The sequence below is a fragment of the Plantibacter sp. Leaf314 genome (assembly GCF_001423185.1).
GTDB lineage: Bacteria > Actinomycetota > Actinomycetes > Actinomycetales > Microbacteriaceae > Plantibacter.
On the sequence record NZ_LMOB01000001.1, the window covers coordinates 2,329,147 to 2,346,672 of the forward strand.

15 protein-coding genes and 1 tRNA gene are annotated in these 17,526 nt (G+C 66.4%); 5 read left to right on the forward strand and 11 right to left on the reverse strand.

Features of this window, described 5'->3' with window-relative positions; genetic code table 11:
• Positions 1-61 precede the first annotated feature (61 nt).
• From rarD to ASF68_RS11015, 6 genes are all read right to left on the reverse strand, one after another.
• Complete coding sequence (gene rarD, locus ASF68_RS10990; protein WP_056010147.1) at positions 62-967, reverse strand: EamA family transporter RarD; 906 nt, start codon at positions 965-967, stop codon at positions 62-64.
• A 174-nt stretch (positions 968-1,141) separates the two neighbouring features.
• Positions 1,142-1,933, reverse strand: coding sequence for an ABC transporter permease (locus ASF68_RS10995; RefSeq protein WP_056010150.1), 792 nt, complete (start codon positions 1,931-1,933; stop codon positions 1,142-1,144).
• Positions 1,930-2,889: an ABC transporter ATP-binding protein gene (locus tag ASF68_RS11000; protein ID WP_056010153.1), complete on the reverse strand. Its 960-nt coding sequence runs from the start codon at positions 2,887-2,889 to the stop codon at positions 1,930-1,932. The genes ASF68_RS10995 and ASF68_RS11000 overlap by 4 nt, the downstream gene beginning before the upstream one ends.
• On the reverse strand, positions 2,886-3,110 hold the full coding sequence (locus tag ASF68_RS11005) for a helix-turn-helix transcriptional regulator (RefSeq protein WP_056010156.1): 225 nt from the start codon (positions 3,108-3,110) through the stop codon (positions 2,886-2,888). Before ASF68_RS11005 ends, ASF68_RS11000 begins: the two co-directional genes overlap by 4 nt.
• Entirely contained in the window at positions 3,107-3,529 is a 423-nt protein-coding gene (locus tag ASF68_RS11010; protein ID WP_056010160.1) for a hypothetical protein, read from the reverse strand. The genes ASF68_RS11005 and ASF68_RS11010 overlap by 4 nt, the downstream gene beginning before the upstream one ends.
• Complete coding sequence (locus ASF68_RS11015) at positions 3,526-4,623, reverse strand: ABC transporter permease (protein WP_056010162.1); 1,098 nt, start codon at positions 4,621-4,623, stop codon at positions 3,526-3,528. The genes ASF68_RS11010 and ASF68_RS11015 overlap by 4 nt, the downstream gene beginning before the upstream one ends.
• Positions 4,624-4,742: 119 nt before the next feature.
• Between ASF68_RS11015 and ASF68_RS11020 the strand changes: the two genes are divergently transcribed.
• The gene (locus ASF68_RS11020; protein ID WP_235526790.1) at positions 4,743-5,912 is read left to right on the forward strand and encodes a low temperature requirement protein A; all 1,170 of its coding nucleotides are present in this window, start codon (positions 4,743-4,745) and stop codon (positions 5,910-5,912) included.
• A gap of 177 nt (positions 5,913-6,089) precedes the next feature.
• Here the strand turns inward: ASF68_RS11020 and ASF68_RS11025 are convergent, their stop codons facing one another.
• The 4 genes from ASF68_RS11025 to lanKC form a co-directional block, all read right to left on the reverse strand.
• Positions 6,090-7,757: an ABC transporter ATP-binding protein gene (locus tag ASF68_RS11025; protein ID WP_056010164.1), complete on the reverse strand. Its 1,668-nt coding sequence runs from the start codon at positions 7,755-7,757 to the stop codon at positions 6,090-6,092.
• 59 nt (positions 7,758-7,816) lie between these two features.
• Positions 7,817-9,721 carry an ABC transporter permease gene (locus tag ASF68_RS11030; protein ID WP_162239356.1) on the reverse strand — a complete coding sequence of 635 codons (1,905 nt, stop codon included), beginning with the start codon at positions 9,719-9,721 and terminating at the stop codon, positions 7,817-7,819.
• Positions 9,722-9,741: 20 nt separating this feature from the next.
• Positions 9,742-10,464: an ABC transporter ATP-binding protein gene (locus ASF68_RS11035; protein ID WP_056010168.1), complete on the reverse strand. Its 723-nt coding sequence runs from the start codon at positions 10,462-10,464 to the stop codon at positions 9,742-9,744.
• 145 nt (positions 10,465-10,609) lie between these two features.
• A complete protein-coding gene (gene lanKC, locus ASF68_RS11040) occupies positions 10,610-13,216 on the reverse strand; it encodes a class III lanthionine synthetase LanKC (protein WP_162239357.1) in 2,607 nt (868 codons plus the stop codon).
• Between the two features lie 292 nt (positions 13,217-13,508).
• Between lanKC and ASF68_RS11045 the strand changes: the two genes are divergently transcribed.
• Positions 13,509-14,795: a histidine kinase gene (locus tag ASF68_RS11045; protein WP_082498580.1), complete on the forward strand. Its 1,287-nt coding sequence runs from the start codon at positions 13,509-13,511 to the stop codon at positions 14,793-14,795.
• The gene (locus ASF68_RS11050) at positions 14,776-15,432 is read left to right on the forward strand and encodes a response regulator transcription factor (protein WP_056010174.1); all 657 of its coding nucleotides are present in this window, start codon (positions 14,776-14,778) and stop codon (positions 15,430-15,432) included. The genes ASF68_RS11045 and ASF68_RS11050 overlap by 20 nt, the downstream gene beginning before the upstream one ends.
• A 487-nt stretch (positions 15,433-15,919) precedes the next feature.
• On the opposite strand, the gene ASF68_RS11055 is transcribed toward ASF68_RS11050, so the two are convergent.
• Positions 15,920-16,006, reverse strand: a tRNA-Leu gene (locus tag ASF68_RS11055).
• Between the two features lie 238 nt (positions 16,007-16,244).
• Here ASF68_RS11055 and ASF68_RS11060 point away from each other — a divergent pair.
• Both ASF68_RS11060 and ASF68_RS11065 read left to right on the forward strand, forming a co-directional pair.
• Positions 16,245-16,991, forward strand: coding sequence for a DUF3662 and FHA domain-containing protein (locus ASF68_RS11060; RefSeq protein WP_056010176.1), 747 nt, complete (start codon positions 16,245-16,247; stop codon positions 16,989-16,991).
• A complete protein-coding gene (locus tag ASF68_RS11065; protein ID WP_056010178.1) occupies positions 16,988-17,524 on the forward strand; it encodes an FHA domain-containing protein in 537 nt (178 codons plus the stop codon). Before ASF68_RS11060 ends, ASF68_RS11065 begins: the two co-directional genes overlap by 4 nt.
• Positions 17,525-17,526 lie beyond the last annotated feature (2 nt).

Sequence of the window (17,526 nt, forward strand, 5' to 3'; positions counted from 1 at the left end):
GAAGGCGCCTGCAGGCTTGACTTCCCAGGTTCGCGGCGACGCGCCGATGGTGGGCCTGCACTCAGCGGCTCGGGCGGCGCACGGTCTCGAGGCCCAGCAGCACGAGGGCGAGCACGATCGGCCCGTAGACGAAGACGTCGGTGAGCGTCAGCGACTCCCCGAGGAGCAGCACCGCGACGAGCACCAGCAGCACCGGTTCCAGGTAGCTGAGCAGCCCGAAGACGCCGAACGACAGCAGGCGGCTCGCGACGAGGTAGAGCACGAGGGCGACGCCGCCGATCACGCCGAGCAGGAGGATCCCCCACCCCAGCTGCGGGTGCGCGGCCAGCACATCGAGCGACGACGGTTGCAGGGCGAGCACGACCGCGACGGGCACCAGGACGAGCAGCTCGAAGCAGAACGCGCCGATGGAGTCGAGCCCGGCCCGGCGACGGATCGCGAAGTACACCGGGTAGCCGAGCGCGACGGCGACGGTCGCCCACGAGAGTCCGCCGGCGACCACGATCGCCGCAGTGACCCCGACGGCCGCAGCGGCCACCGCGGCGATGCGCAGTGGGGCGAGGCGTTCCCGGTGCAGGACGACGCCGACCACGACCATCGCCAGCGGCATCAGCAGGTACCCGAGCGCGAGCTCGAGTCCGTGACCGGTCTGCGGTGCCCACCCGAACAACCACAGCTGCACCGACAGCAGGAGCCCGTCGAGCACGATCACCAGGACGAGGAGCGGGCGACGAGCGAGACGGAGCGCGATGTCGCGGACGTCCCGCCACCAGCCGAACGCACCCACGAGTGCGGCGAGCACCGGCACCGTGGCGATCACCCGCCAGGCGAGGATCTCGTTCGCCTCGAACGGTTCCAGCAGCGGCGGCAGGAAGAACAGCGCCGCGAACAGGAACGAGGCGACGACGGAGACGAGGACCCCGCGAGGCGTCGTCTCGCGGTGCTCAGGGGGAAGGGCGTCCGTCACGGGTCCTCACCCTATCGTCGGTCGTGTCCCGGGGATCCGGCTGCGGATCACTCGCGGTCGAGGTCCTCGTGCGCGCCATGGCCGGTGCCGCCCCGCGGTCGGTCGCGAGTCTGGATTCGCAGCTCATCGTCCGCGAGTCGACGGCGCCACCGCGACGGTCCTGAGCCGCCGGCATCACGCCAGGCGTTCGCGCCCACCCCAGCGGTGGAGTCGTCCGACGGCGAGACCCGCCACGAGCGCGCAGGCCGCCAGGAGCCCCCACATCACCGCGAGCGGTGCCGGTGGCGGCGTCTGCGAGAGGATCGCGTCGAGCGTGCCGACGATCCACGTCGAGGGGAGGACGCGGAAGATCCCAGCGGCCCACTCGGGGAGGACCGAGAGCGGGAAGAGCGCCCCGGACGTCACGAGGGCGAGCATCGGCAGCAGGTACGTCAGCTGCATCGCGACATCCGGGTTCGACAGCCGGGTGGCGAGCAGGTATCCGAGCCCGAGCAGCATGGCACCGCCGAACAGGACCGTGACCGCGACGGCCACGAGGTCGCCGAGCGGACGCTCCGGCGACGTCCAGGCCGCGAGGGCGACGATCACGACCGTCTGCCCCACGACCACGCCGAGGCGGATCGGCAGGTGCCCGAGCAGGTACGCGTCATGACGCGCCGGCGTCGTCGACAGGGCGCGCAGCAGGCTGGTACCGCGATGCCGGACGAGCGGGACCGTGGTGAGCATGAATGCGACCGCCATGAGCCCGGTCGTCGCCACCAGGGGCAGGCCGCGCTCGAGTACCCCGGCCGGGGCTCCACCGGCTCCCGCCACGATGACGTCGACGACCCAGAGCAACCCGATCAAGCCGAGGAAGCTGGCCACGAGGATGATGGCCGAGCTCGGGTCCCGGAGGAGGTCGCGCGCGTGGGCCGTGGTGAAGCTCCGAAGCTGCGACCGGAACGTCTGCATCGTGCTCGTGCTCACCGCTCGTGCGCCCGCTCGCCCTCGGCCGAGGATCGCGGGCGGTTCGCGAGGTCGATGAAGAGGTCCTCCAGCGAGCCGTGCGCGACGCGGAACCCCCGCGGCCGGAGGCCGGTGGAGAAGGTGAGTCTGCGGAGGACGGCGTCGGGATCGTCGGTCACGACCTCGACGAGGCTGAGCGCGCCCTTCGCCGTCACGGTGATCGCACCGGGGATGTCGTGGGATTGCAACTCGGCGACCGTGGTCGCATCGGGGATCTCGAACGTCACGGTCGCCGTGGAGGCGTGCTCCCGGACCAGTGTCTCCGGCTCCCCCATGGCGGCGATCGACCCGTCCACGAGCACCGCGATCCGGTCGCAGACCTGCGTGGCCTCGTCCATGTGATGCGTCGACAGCAGGATCGTGGTGCCACGTTCCTGCTGGCGCCGGATGATGGACCACAGGTTGCGGCGAGCCTGTGGGTCGAGTCCGGCGGAGGGTTCGTCGAGCACCACGATCTCGGGGTCGCCGATCAGGGCGATGGCGATGAGCAGGCGCCGCTCCTGCCCGCCGGAGAGGTGCTTCACCCGCCCCCGGCGGGCGTCGCCGAGCTCGAGTTCGTCCAGGACGTCCTCGGGCGGGCGGACGCGGGCGTGGAACGAGGCGAAGAGCTCGAGCGTCTCCGCGACGGTCAGCGTCGGGAACAGCGTGGCGGCCTGCGGCTGCACCGCCAGGCGCTCCGTCACGAAGCGGCGGTCGCTCGCGGGGTCGTGGTCGAGCACCCGGACGGTTCCGGCGCTGGGTCGCCGGAGTCCGACGATGGTCTCCAGCGTGGTGGTCTTCCCGGCACCGTTCGGCCCCAGGAGTCCGAACACCTCGCCCTCCCGGACGCTCAGGGAGACGTCGCGCAGGACGGTCCGGTCTCCATAGTGCTTGCTGAGCCGATCGACGGTGATGACAGCTCTGGCGTGGTCGTTCATCGTCGTCCTCCAGACGGCGGGGCATCGTGTTCGCCCGGGAAGAAGATCTCCTCGATCGGGCGCGCGAGGAGGGCGGAGACACGGAACGCCAGGGGCAGCGACGGGTCGTAGCGGCCGGTCTCGAGGGCGTTCACGGTCTGCCGGGAGACCCCGAGGGCCTCAGCGAACTGGACCTGGGTCCATCCGCGTTCGGTGCGCAGTGCGCGGACGTCGTTCTTCATCGGTTCGCCCGGAACGAGAGGACGCCGATGCTGACGCCCCAGACCGCCATCCCGCCGATGAACACCCACCACTCGGGCTGATCCACGACGATCGCCGCGGTCGAGAGGAACACGATCACGAGGCTGATCAGCATCGCCGCGCCGAACCCGATCGCGAGGCTCAGGAGCAGGAGTCCGCGTTGCAGCTCGTCGACACGGCCGACGTGGCGGATCAGCGCGACCGCGATCCAGACCACGGGGACGAGTGGGACGAGCGCGACGACCACGCCTGCGGCGGAGCCCGGTTCGGTCCGGACGATCTCCGGCAGGAAGAGGAAGGTCACGAGGAAGCCGATGGCCCCGGCCGCGATCTCCCACAGGTACCGCAGGGACGCTCGTCGCTCCTGCGGGGTCGATCCCCGGTCGGTGTTCGCTCTCATGCTGTGACCTCGCTTCGTGTGTCGGATGTCTCGGATGTCTCTGATGTCTCTGTCGCGCCCGGCCGGCGTTCGGACTGATCCCACTCGAACCGCCGCACGGCGAGCGCCCCGGCGGCGACGGTGACGACGGCCATGAGCCCCCACAGCGCCGGCACGGGCAGGAAGGGTTCGGCCCCGGTCAGGGAGGCGCTGGTGGCGGCCACGAACCAGGTGGTCGGCAGGCAGTTCATGACGACCTGCACCGCAGCGGGCAGGATCGCCTGCGGCAGCAGCCCTCCGGACGCGAAGACGAGTCCGAGGGTCACCATCACCATCGTCTGCTGGGTCGCCTCGGCGTTCCGCGATCGGGCGGCGGACGCCAGCGCGACGGCGAACAACATCGTCGTCCCCAGGAGGAAGGACGTGCCGAGGGTCAGCAGGTCGAGCCCGTCGACGTACCGGCGCCACACCGCGACCCCGGCGGTCAGGAGCAGGACGCCGACCGCGACGAACGCGCGGAGCGGGAGCTGCGCGAGCAGGAAGGTCGAGCGCCGGAGCGGTGTCGTCCCGAGCAGACGGAGGAGTCCGCGCTCCCGCATCGCGACCAGAGGGACGGTCGTCCCGATGAACGCGACGCTCGCGACCCCGACGAGCACCACGATCCCGAGGTTCTCCTGCAGGGGGTCGAGCTCGACGTCGCCCTCGTCGTCCACCACGGTCACGGCGTCGGCACGAACGCCCGCATCGCGGAGGCCCAGCCAGATCGGATCCCAGGCGGCCTGGTCGGACGCGTCGAGGACGACCAGCGCCTGACCATCGACGACCGTCACGACGGTGTTCCGCTCGGGTGCGTCCTCGGCGACCACGCGGACGCCGGCCCGTTCGAGGGCGGACGCGATGCGGGGGTCCGCAGCATCCACCGAGGCGACCGGAGCGGGCCCGAGCACGACGAACGCCAGCCACATCGACACGTAGATCACGAGGATGATGCCCGTCATGAACCACATCGAGACCCCGGTCAGGGGATTCCTCAGCACGTCGCGGGCACTCATCGTGGCGAGCCGCCGGAAGGCTTCGCGGCCGTGACCCTCGCGTCCGCCGGTCGCGGGCCTCACCGGGGCACCTCGACGGCTGGGACCGGAGTGACAAGGAAACCTGACATGCGTCAAGTGTGCTTGTCATCCCCGGGAGTGTCAAGTCCCCTTGGCATCCATTGAGGCGGCACACTGAGACCATGTTGAACCGACTGGGCCTCCTCCGCATGTCCGGCCGCGACCCCGGTGAGGGCCACCGCGTCGCGAGTCCTCTGGAGTTGCTCTTCGACCTCGTCTTCGTCGTCGCCGTCTCGCAGGCCTCGCAGAACCTCCACCACGGCATCGTCGAGGGTCATGCCGCGGAGACGACCGTCTCCTACGCGATGATCTTCTTCGCCATCTGGTGGGCGTGGATGAACTTCACCTGGTTCGCCTCCGCGTTCGACACCGACGACTGGCTCTACCGGCTGACGACCATTGTGCAGATGGCGGGCGTCCTCGTGCTCGCGGCCGGCGTGCACTACGCCATGGTGGAGGGTGATTGGGCGATCATCACCGTCGGCTACGTCATCATGCGCCTCGCGATGGTGGCGCAATGGGTCCGGCTCGCGCTGTCCGACCCGGAGCAGCGGGCGGTCGCCCTCCGGTTCGCCATCGGCATCAGCCTGGTGCAGGTGCTCTGGGTGGCCCGCCTGGCCCTGCCGGTCGAGGGGCAGTTCTGGACCTTCTGGCCGGCCATGCTCCTCGAGGTGCTGGTGCCGGTGTGGGCCGAGCGGGTCCATCGCACGCCGTGGCATCCCCACCACGTCGCGGAACGGTACGGCCTCTTCACCCTGATCCTGCTCGGTGAGAGCCTGCTCGGTTCGGCGAACGCGATCATCGACGCCGCCAACACCGACCGGCGCATCGACGGTCTCGTGGGCCTCGCCGTCGCCGGGATCGTCCTCGCGGCCGGCATGTGGTGGATGTACTTCAGCCGCGAGCAGGCGGACCGGCTGACGTCAGCACGGCAGGGCTTCACCTTCGGGTACGCGCACTACTTCGTCTTCGCCGCCGCCGGAGCCGTCTCGGCCGGGATCGAGGTCGAGCTCGACCTCCTGACCGAAGCCGGCGAGCATCTCACTGCAGCCGACGCCTCGTTCGCGCTCACGGTGCCGGTCGCCGTGTTCATGGTCGCGGTGTGGTTCGTCCTCCTCCGCGGGCGGATCTCCATCGGCGCCTCCGCGCTGTTCCTCGTCGCTGCGGCGGTCGTCCTCGCGTCGGCAGTCCTCCCGGTCGTGACCGTGCTCGCAACGGCCACTGCGGTCGGCATCGCGGTCGTCGTCCTCGAGGTGCAACGCGTCCGCGAGCGACGGGAGCCCGCGCGCTGAGCGATCCCGGACACGACGAAGGCCCCCGATTCCTCGGGGGCCTTCGTATCACATCCACTGGTGGGAGGGTTCATGAAATCCGCGATCCCAGTCGGGAGTAGGGCTCGCAGAAGGGGGTTTTGGCGCTTTCCACGCTAAGCCCCGGGTCGTGTGCTCATGCTGCCATGAACGTCGCCTTCACGCAGGAACGTGTTGCTGCGCGCACAGTGTCCGGTAGAGCTCGCATCTGTCGAGGAGCTCGTCGTGCGCACCGACGTCCACGATGCGTCCGTGCTCCATCACGATGATCTTGTCGAAGTCGCGTACCTCCGCCAGACGGTGGGAGGCCATAACGATGGTCTTCGCCTGCGCACGCTCCCGCAGCAGCGACGACAGTCCCTCGGCGGAGATGGCGTCAAGGCTCGATGTCGGTTCGTCAAGGAGCAGCATCTCTCGGTCAGAGAGCAACGCTCGGGCAACACCCAGCCGCTGCCGCTCACCTCCTGAGAGGTTGCTACCTGACACTGCGACAGGTCGGTCGAGGACGTCCCCGCCTATGCTGGCGAACAGCCCCACGTCCGCCAACGTCTGCAAGAGCGCACTGTCCGGAAGGCCGCGGTGCTCGATGTCGAGATTGTCTCGAACGGTTCCTCCCACCGGCGGCGAGTTCTGCGGCACCCACGCCATACGAGCTCGGTAATCGCCGAGCGGGCCGTCGTGAGCCGGCACTCCACGCATCCGTATGGTGCCACTGCTGGGTTCGTAGAACCTCTCGAGAAGAGCGAACACGGTGGACTTCCCAGACCCGGACGGGCCCACGAGAGCGACGTGCTCACCGTCACGGATCGTGATATCGAGCGGCCCGATGCGAGTCGCCGACGCGGCCGACGCTTGCGGATACTCGAAAGTAACGCTCTCGAGTTCGACGAGCACCTCACCCGCGCACCCCAAGTCGGTATGAGTGCCATCCGACAGGAGATCGCTCTCTTGCGGCGCGGAGACAATTTCATCGACGCGGTCTATCGCCGCAAGTCCCGTCTGAATGCTCACGAACGTCGAACCGACCTGAGAGACCGGTCCGACCATCATCATGAGGTACATCATGAACGCGATCAGCCCTCCGAGTGACAGGCTGCCCTCAGCGACTCGGACGCCACCGAGAGCAAGCGTGACGATGAGGAGTGCTTGGGTGGCGAGGGTCATGACTGGTTGCATGTATGCACCCAACCGCGCCACCTTGATTGCGTTCGTCCTGACGTCACTAGCGTCGGCTGCGATGAGGGCAAGCTGCTGTCGGCCCACTCCGTAGGCTCGGATCAGCGGCAGCGCAGTCAGCGTGCGTTCGAAGCTGCCTGCGAGCGTCGCGGTCGCCGCCTGAGTTCTCCCGGACGCTGAGCGCACCAGTCGCCCCATGACGGTGGACAGCACCGTAGCAACAACGGTGATCACCAACGACAGAGCGAACAGAATCGGGTCGATGGTGGCCATGAGGACGGCCGCGACCGCGAAGGTGACGACCGCAGCAAGGAGTTTGAATACACCCGTCGTCAGAACGGATGATGAGGCGGCGGTGTCGGAGATCATTCGAGAGAGGAACTCACCCTGTGGCACCCGTTGCACGCGACTCATTGGCAACGACACGATGCGTGCCGACACGCGTGTCCGCAGTTCGAGGATGAGGTCGTGTGCGGTGCGAGCAAGAGCATACGACTCCACCCCGGCGAGTAACGCCTGAGCGACAACCACCGTAGTCAGGATCAGCACCGCAGGAAGCGGCACTGACCCGGAAGTCAAGGCATCGAACAGCTGTTGCAGCAGCAACGGTTGGGCAAGCCCCAGCCCCGCCCCCACGAGGGACAGCGCCACCAGTCCTCCGAGTCGCCAACGATGGCGTCGGATGAAGTCTCGGAGGGTGTTGCTTCGGATCATCGCTGGGTGTTCCTGGTCGCGACCACTGCGGCGATGAAAACTGTGGCGGTGAAAAGGAGACCCATACCCACAAACGTGAGAGCGATGTCGCCCCATGGAATGGCGCCGACAGCGGTGGCCATCTTCGTCGGGTCTTGCGCGAGATATCGCCATGCAATGAAGGCGAACGCGCCGGCAAGCAGCACACCGCTGGACACGATGAGAACGAGGGCTTCTGAGAACAGTGTGCCTATCGTCCGAGCGCGGGATATCCCGAGCAGGCTCAGGAGTCGGAACTCGCCCCGGCGATTCATGACGGACGCGGTGAGGCCTTGGATCATGGCGACGATGGCGAGACCATAGATGGTGCCGAACAAGGCGATGTTTCCGGTGGCGGCGTTGCTCTGGCGAAGCTCGACACGCGTCTGGATGAACTCGTCTTTCGTCATCGTCGGGGCGAGGTCGTCGACGCGCGCGGTGATGTCGGAGACGGCGGCGGAGTCCGCACTCACGAACACACGGATGTCCCACACCTCCGGGTCCAGGGTCTGCAGCATCTCCCAGTCGACGAGGAGTCCGGTGTAGATCCGGGAGGTGATGACGGCGGCGACGGTGAGGGTGGCCGTGGTTCCGCTCGGTGCCTCGACCGTGACGGTGTCTCCGACCGTGTCGCTCTCCCGTGTGGAGACGACGGCCGCGCCACCGGCGCTGTCGAAGTCGCCTGTTGTCACGTCCGTCTCGAAGACGTCCTGGTAAGCGTCGAGGTCTACGAAGTTGAAAACGGTGAGGAACGTGCCGTCCGCGCGCCCCTGCTCGATGAGCCGGGTAGTTGCTGCGGAACGTACCACCGCGTTCACGCCCTGCATATTCCCGATGTCGCCGGTGACGGTGTCGGCATCCTTGACGGATGACGGCTCGACGATGAGGTCGGCATCCAGCTTGGAGTGATAGTCATCCTGCATGGTCGCCTGATCAGGCCCTGCACCGATGGCGAACCCGCCCATGACGCCCATCAGGATGAGCAGCGGGAGGACGTTGGATGCGAACCGTTGCGAGTCGCGGGAGGCGCGCTGCGCGACGAGGACACCCGAGCCGCCGATCAGGGGCCTGAGGAGCCAGCCCAACGCTCGCGCGACCACCGGAACGAGTACTGGTGCAAGTGCGCCGAGGGGGAAGATGATCAGCAGCGGGACGATGATTGAGGCGACAGGGTTCTCACTCCCGGTATCCGGCATGAAAATGAGGAATGCGGCGAGCCCGACGACGGACGCGGCTGCGATGACGATACGAATCGCGCTCATCTTCTTGCCCTGTGTGCCCGTCGCAGACGCCTCGAGAGCGGCGAGAACATCGTTGGTCTGCTTGGAGCGAAGGCTCAACCACGCGGCGACCATAGAGCAGAGGATCATCCCTCCCGCGACCAGGCCCAGAGTGAGGACCGGGAAACCGAAATCCACCCGCAGGGTCTTCCCGAACACGCCCACGGCCTGGAGCAGGAGATAGAAGGGGTGGGCGAGCAGCCCACCGATGAGGACACTCGGGATCACGACCAACGTGGCGAAGACGAACGCCTCACCGGTGACCAACACGCGAACGCGCAACACACTCGCTCCTGCGAGACGAAGCTGGCCGAGTTCTCTGCGCCGCAAGGCGAGCATGTTCCGGAAGCCCAAGTAGACCAGCACGAGTGCGATCACCACCGTGGTGAAGCACATGACCTGCAGGATGCCCTGCGATGCGCTGACAGCGGCCCGAACGACGCGGGCATCGAACTCCGACATCGAATCGATCCGGACCGCCTGCCCGCTTGCAAGGCCGGTGAACAAGACCATCTCCGCAGTCGCGACGACCGTGGCGATACTGAGAAGGATGGCGACTCCGACATACGCCGCTCGATGGCGACGCACGAACGCCAGAGACACGGGCAGCTGCTGAGCCATAGTCATCGCGCGGCGCTCTCCAGCCCCGTCATGCGAGAGCTGACGGCCTCCGCTGTCGGGGCGTCCATCGTGTCCACGAGTCGCCCGTCGACAAGGAACAGGACCCGGTCGGCGTATGCAGCGATCTGGGGATCATGAGTGACCATGACAACAGCAGTGCCGACGTCCCGGAACCGACGAAGCTGGTCCATCACCAGGAAACCGCTCTTGCGGTCCAGCGCTCCCGTCGGTTCATCGGCGAAGATCACGCGCCTGGTCTGAGCGAGGGCGCGTGCGATGGCCACGCGTTGCTGCTGCCCACCGGAAAGCTCTGCCGGGTACGACTTGACCTTCTCCGAGAGCCCAACGTTGGCCAGGGCATTCACGGCCTGCTCACGCGGTATCGCCGGTCCCCCAAAGAGGGAGGGCAGTGTGACGTTCTGCAACGCTGTCAGAGCATCGATGAGATTGAAGCTCTGAAAAATGAAACCGAACTCGTCACGTCGGAGAAGATCGAGCTGACGTTGCTTCGCGGTGGTCAATTCCGTGGCGTCGAAGGCGACGGATCCCGCTGACGCGCGGATGAGACCGGCGAGGCAGTAGAGGAGGGTGGACTTCCCGGAGCCAGACGGGCCCATGATGGCGGTGAACGAACCAGGCTCGAATGCGCAGCTGACACCGTCAAGCGCGAGCGTCTCCACCCGCCCGTTCGAGAACGTGTGCCCGAGTCCGGCTGCTGTGAGCATGTGCTGCCCTTTCGTAGAAGAAGGGTGGGACGCGCGTCGCCGCGCGCCCCACACGTCCGTGTATCAGTTCGGTCCGCAGGAGATGCTGATACCGCTGTTGTCGCCGTCACACCACATGCTGATGCCGGATCCGAAGACACCGACCTCAGGCCCGGACTCGTTCGACAGGCCCTGCAAAGAAAGCAATGCGCTCATTGTGTTCACCTCCTTCCATGTCATCGTCAAGTGGTCTGGGAAGAGTCACCGGGAACCAGTCGTCCGGGTTCTCTTCGAATAAGGCGAGGAGCGCGCCGACGTAGCCGGCAGCTCCCGTGGAGTAGTCCGCGGAGAGGTGGTATCCGTTGTCTCCGAGCATCACCAGCGCGTCAGGGTCGCTCCCACGGAAGAGGAAGTTCTCGGCGGTGAAGGACATCAACCGGACCCGTTCGCTGCCCCCATAAGAGAGCGGAGCGGACAGGAGCGCGCAGGCGATGCCAGCAGTCCCCCGAAACAGGCCGCCGTTCATGCTGATGATGCCGTCGACCGTCTGAGCGAGTCGTGCGATCTCGTCCCGGTAGTGGGTCGGCGCGCACTGTGCGAGAGCGAACGCGATCCCCGCGGCACCCTCCGACAGGTAGCCGTAGGAGACACGCGAGTAGTCCACTCGAAGGGTCCCGTTGTCCGCTTCGGTGAGCTGCTGCAGCTCGCGCTGGAAGCAGAGGTGCATCAGGTGATCCCAGGAGGCGTCCCCGGTGACTTCCGCGAGCTGGCGGCAGACCATTCCGACACCCGACCACCCGTCGAACAACCCGATGGTGTTACCGGTTTCCGAGTGAGGGCTACGGAGGTCCCCTCCGCCTGTGACACGGGCGGCGAGCAACGAGGCGTATCGGTCGCGCATGTCGCGAGCGGAGTCCGTGTCCGCGAAGGCAGCATCGCACAGAGCGAGGATCGTGCCTGCCAAGCCACTCCGCACGGATAAGTCAAGTCCGGGGTCGGCGCTTACCTCTCCAGCCGCGAGGATCACTTCGGCACTTGCAGTGTCGCCGAGCTGGGCGAGTGCGGCCGCGATGCCCACGGTTCCGCGGAGGAGACCGTGAAACGGAATGTCGTCCACTTCTCGAAGGCGCGCGCTCAACCATCTGCGGTCCTGCGTGACGTCGCGGCCGGCTCTTGCGAGCATGAGGATCACGCCTGCGGCTCCCGTCTCGATGTTCAGCAAGGCGCTGGCTCCGTCTGCGAACTGTGTCGCGTCCCCGGGGAATCGGCGGGGTCCGTCACGTCGGGTTCCTTCGATGCCGTTACACACCTGCTCCAAGACTTGTCTACCTGGAGTGAGAGCAAGGCCTGTGGCGTGGCGGTACGGGTGCGACGTTGCCATCGCGTCCAGGGGCACAGCGTCGACCAAGGTGTTGACGACGTCCGCGACGTCTTCCGGGAATTGCTCCGCAACCTTCTGTGCCCGGTAGGTCAGCACGGACGGGTCGAACGCCCCGGCCAGCGACGGCCAGAACAAGTGCAGGACAACGGCAGCGAGCGCGTACCTGTCGCGGTCACGGTTCGAAGTCTGCGCGTGGGGTATGAAGCCCGGGGTGCCGATACTGCCGACCGCCGAGGCATCCATCTCACGGGCGGCTTCGAGGTCGATGAGTCGGACACGGTCGCCGTCGACCAGGATGTTCTTCGGCTGCAGGTCGAGAATGCTCCAGCCTGCATCATGAATCTGATCGACCGCGGTGATCACCTGCCGGGCGAGTGGCAGAGCTCGTGCAGCGTAGTCGGCGAGGACAGTCTCCTCCGTGCTGAACGGATAGTTGCTGGCTGCCCAGGACTGGAGCGTGAGCCCGGGAATGTACTCCTCGACGAGAAACTCATGGTCGCCGATAACCCGGTACTCGATGGCATTGACGACGGCACCCACGCTGGCGAGATGCTTCAGAGCCCGGTGTTCACTCCGCAGCCGCAAGGTCGCGTCGGCGGAGTCCGAGCTGTACGCCGACCATCGCCGCGCCTCCTTCAAGACCACCTGACTCGATCCGGCGTCAGCAAGGTACACACCGCCGGCATTGCTGAAATGCAAGCTGGAGCGCACGACGTACGGATGCAGAAGTTCTTCCAGCACCCCCGGCGTCGGACTGAGTCGCTCTTCGACAAGTTCACGGATCAGGGCCGGGGGATCAACGAAGCTCGGCAGCGTGAAGACGGCGGCGCGACTGTCGTGAACTTTCTCTCCGTCTGGGCTCTGAATGGCGTAGCCCGCCGAACCGTCCGCATGCTCGAAGCGGTCCAGGAAGAAGGCGCCGTAACGGAAGTAGACGGGACTCTCGCCGAACTTCACATCCGACAGAATGTATGGGCCGTCGAATCCGCGAAGAGCCTCATCGAACAGTGGCAGGAGTTCGCAAAATTCTTCATCGGTGCGGGGGAAGACAGTGATGAACTTGCCTGCCGACCCACGGTTGGCGTACTTCATGCTGGTTCGGCGCAGTTCGGTCTCGTCAGAGAGGTACTTGAAGGGGACACCACGCTCGACGCAGATGTCGCCGACGATGCGGAGCGCGTCTCGCGCCTGCTCCGGGCGAGTGCTGACGTGTACCTTCCACCCCTGGCGCGGGAGAACGCCACCATCGTCCGGGTGAAGCGTCGCCCATGGGCCGAACTTCGAGAGCGACCAGGTGGGGGGCGCGGGGTGTGAGAAGTGGCGACCCGATGCAGCGGTGGTCGACTGTTCGTAGTACGCCTCGCCGGGCGTGCAGTGCTGCAACCGCAGCATGGAGTGATTGCGGTACATCAGGCCTCACGTGGCTGACTGGTCCGGGCGACCCGCACCGGCTTTGTCGCTGAGGCCCCGAGCGCTGACGATGCCTGACATCGGCTGTCTGTCATGGCATCTCCTTCCGCTGCGTTCCTGGCTGACTCCTCCTGGTGGGTGGCGCCTGACGTCCATCGAACCTCAGCCCTGGGCACCCGCACGATGAGTCCTGCCCTACTCTTCGAGGTAGGGCTGGCTATACCTTTCGGTGCCGCTGGCGATGCCCGGCGTGGGGGATCCCTAGGCTGGACCCATGACGACGGCGGGTCACGTGTGGAAGGCGATGAGGTTGCCCCCGTGGCGCTTCGTTCTCAGCCGCTGGCCGTGGCGGGCACTCATCTACCTGATGCTGAGTGTGCTCGTTGGAGCAGCTCTCGTCCCGCTTGTGATTCTAACATTCCTACTGTTGCCATTCTGGGGTCTCGTCCTCGGATCCATGGAGCGCCGACGCACACGCCTCCTCGGGTTCCCCGTGCAGATGAGCGAACACGCCGCGGTCGATACCAGCGAGCGTCACCACTGGATCAACATCCGCCTCACAGAACGTGCGACGTGGCGCGAGGCACTGGCGCTCATCTGGGACCTTGTCTGCGCTCTCCTCGCACTCATCGTGCTGTTTTTCGAGACCATCACACTTCTGGCGCTCGGCATGGTCGCTGCCGCCGGTATCACCGGACCCACACCGACCCAGTTCTTCGGAGACGCCGAAGGGGTTATGACCCCCACAAACTGGTGGCCAGTCGCGCTCATCACCCTCGTCGTGCTGATCCTGTTCGGCTACATCAACGCGTGTCTCGCAACTGGCCAAGCATGTGTGTTGCGACTCCTGTGCGGGCCGAAAGCACGCGGCGTCGACGCGAACATCCAGCGTCTCATCAACTCGCGCCGTGCCCTCGCCGAGTCGTCAGACGCGGAGCGCCGTCGCATCGAACGGGACCTGCACGACGGCGTACAGCAAGAACTCATCGCACTCGGCGCACGACTGGGGATGATCGGCCTCGAAGTGGACGAGCTCGCCGCGAGAGGCACTGACACCACTCAGCTATTGCGAGCGGTCGACGAAGCCCAGGTTCAGGCGGAGCATGCGATGACGACCCTCCGTGACACGGCCCGCGGGATCCACCCTTCAGTACTCACCGACTACGGACTCCGCGCGGCCCTCGAGGAGCTCGCTGAGCGCAGCGACATTCGAGTGACCGTCGAAGGGAACCCCAGCGTTCACCTCCCCGCCGCACACGAGACCACCGTCTACTATCTGGTCGCAGAGGCCCTCACGAACATCGCCAAGCACGCATCCGCCTCCTCCGCCGTGGTCGCCACCGGCACCGATGGCAAGACGTTCATCGTCACCGTGACCGACAACGGAACAGGCGGTGCCGACAAACGGAACGGAACCGGACTACGAGGACTCACCGAACGTGCAGAGGCTCTCAACGGTCATCTGAAAGTCACAAGCCCCGCCGGCGGACCCACCGTCCTGCGAATGGACCTCCCCCTACCCGAAGAAGGGAACGCCTTGCATGCGAATACTGATCGCTGAGGACTCAGCGCTACTGCGTGAAGCACTCATCGCTCTGCTCGAGCGGCTGGGCCACACGGTGGTGGGCGCCGCCGAGACGGCACCCCAGCTGGAGGAAGCGTACGCGCGACTGGACAGTGCTCCCGACATCATCATCACCGACGTCCGCATGCCACCCGCGAACAAGGACGACGGCCTGCAGGCCGCCCTTCGCATCCGGGAGCAGCACCCGCACCAGCCGATCCTCGTCCTTTCGCAGTACCTCGCGGACACGAACGCCCGCCGTCTCCTCACACTGCCCGAAGGTGCCGTCGGGTATCTGCTCAAGGACCGCATTAACCGGGTGCGTGACTTCGCCGGCGCACTGCAGAACATCGCCAGCGGGGGGACGACTATCGACCCTCATGTGGTCCAGCACCTCCTCAGCAGCGCACACCCCGGCCCGTTGGATACGCTCACGCCCCGGGAGACCGAAGTCCTCATTCTCATGGCGGACGGCCAATCAAACGCCGCCATCGCCGAGAAGCTCGTGCTCAGCGACCCCGCTGTCGGGAAGCACGTCGGACGCATCTTCCAGAAGCTCGGCCTGAGCCCCGTAGATGAGAACCGGCGTGTGAAAGCAGTGCTCACGTACCTGCAAGCATCACGTACCCCCTGATCTCCCCGACAGCACCGCAGAAAAGCACGATGTTCCTGGAAAGACTCACGCTCCAGAACTTTCAGAGCTTTGGCCCCGACCCGGAGTCCATCCGCTTGCGGTCGGCTGTGGCGTGCCGCGCAATGGTCCGATGCGTTCGGTGAGCATCTCACGAAAGCAGCCGACGAGCTCTCGGAGAAGTTCAAGAAGGAGAAGGTCGTCCGCTCAGTCACTCACGTCATCACCGAACGTTGGCGCGAACTCCACCACATGAGGAGGGAAACCACCCCCACCTTCGAGCCGATCACTCGGGAGTTGCGGGTCCCGGTATCAATCACGGAACTGTTGTTCGAGCCGTCGCCGACTGTGCGGACGCGTCCTGCAGCAGAACTCAGTCACGAACCACGCTGAGGCCCGAAAATGAAGCGGCGGTTGCCTCGGTTTTCACCGAGGCAACCGCCGAACTCGCATTTCATGAACTGATTCGGGTTTTTACGTGAACCCACCCTGGTGCGCGAGGCGGGACTTGAACCCGCACGCCCTTTCGAGCACTGGCACCTGAAGCCAGCGCGTCTGCCAATTCCGCCACTCGCGCGAGACACCAGACGTCACCGCTCTCGCGGCAACTTATCGAGGATAGCACGCGGAACCCACGACGGAGAACACCGGAGATCCGCGCCAGAGCGGCACGAAACCGCCACGATGCTCCTCCACGGGGCCCGATCCCGGCCTGCCGAGCGGGTGAACACCTGGCGTCGGCACCGGCGTCGATTGGCCTCCTGTACAGCCAAACCGTCTAACATTGCCAGGACACCGACACGAATCGAGAGACCGTGGGCATTCTGGACAACTTCGAGAAGGGACTCGAACGCGCCGTCAACGGCGCCTTCGCGAAGACCTTCAAGTCCGGACTCCAGCCGGTCGAGATCACGAGCGCCCTCCGACGCGAGCTCGACACCAAGGCCGCCGTCGTCTCCCGCGACCGCATCCTCGTGCCCAACAAGTTCACCGTCCGCATGTCCCCCACCGACTTCGAGCGCATGGACGCCATCGGGCCCTCGCTCATCGACGAGCTCGGTTCGCTCGTCCAGAAGCACGCCAAGAGCCAGGGCTACTCCTTCCCCGGTGCCGTGACCATCCGGCTGTCCGGCGACCGCTCCCTGCCCGACGGCCTCGTCCAGATCGACAGCGTCAACCTCAAGGGCTCCGTCACCTGGGCGCCCGTCCTCGACATCGGCGGCAAGCGCTACCCGATCACGCAGGCCCGCACCGTCATCGGCCGCGGCACCGAGGCCGACATCACCATCCCCGACACGGGCACGTCGCGGAAGCACGTCGAGATCCTCTGGGACGGCAACGCCGGACAGGCGCGCGACCTCGGCTCCACGAACGGCTCGAAGCTCAACGGCCAACCCTTCCGTCAGGCGGCACTCTCCCCCGACGCCGTCATCGAGATCGGCCGCACCCGGATCGTGTTCCGGGTCGTGGCCCAGGCCGCCGGATCGGACCGACGGATGAGCGACGCGACCCGGCGTCACGACGTGTCGTCCTTCAGCGACTCGTGGGGAGACGGCGCGTGAGCGAACTGACCCTGCTGGTCCTCCGCATCGGCTTCCTGCTCCTGCTCTGGACGTTCGTCTTCGGCATCGTCTACGCCCTCCGCACCGACCTCTTCGGTCCGCGCACCCGGAAGCCGCAACCGCAGTCGTCCAACGGCGCGCCGGCCACGCCACCGCAACCGATGCGGGCGGCGACCGCGCCGGCTCCCAGCCGACCGGCGCCGAGCGGCTCGAGCGGTACGCCCGCGCGTGCGACGGTCGACAACACGTCCCGCCTCGTCATCGTCTCCGGTCCGAAGCAGGGCACGGAACTCCCCCTCGGACGCGAGCCGATCACCATCGGCCGCTCGGCCGATTCGGGACTCATCATCCGCGACGACTACACCTCGACCCATCACGCACGCCTCATGCTCTGGAACGACGAGTGGATGGTCCAGGACCTGGATTCCACCAACGGCACCTTCCTCGCCGGCAAGCGCGTGAGCGTCCCGACGCAGATCCCGCTCGACACCCCCGTCAAGGTCGGCCAGACCAGTTTCGAGCTGCGGCGGTAACC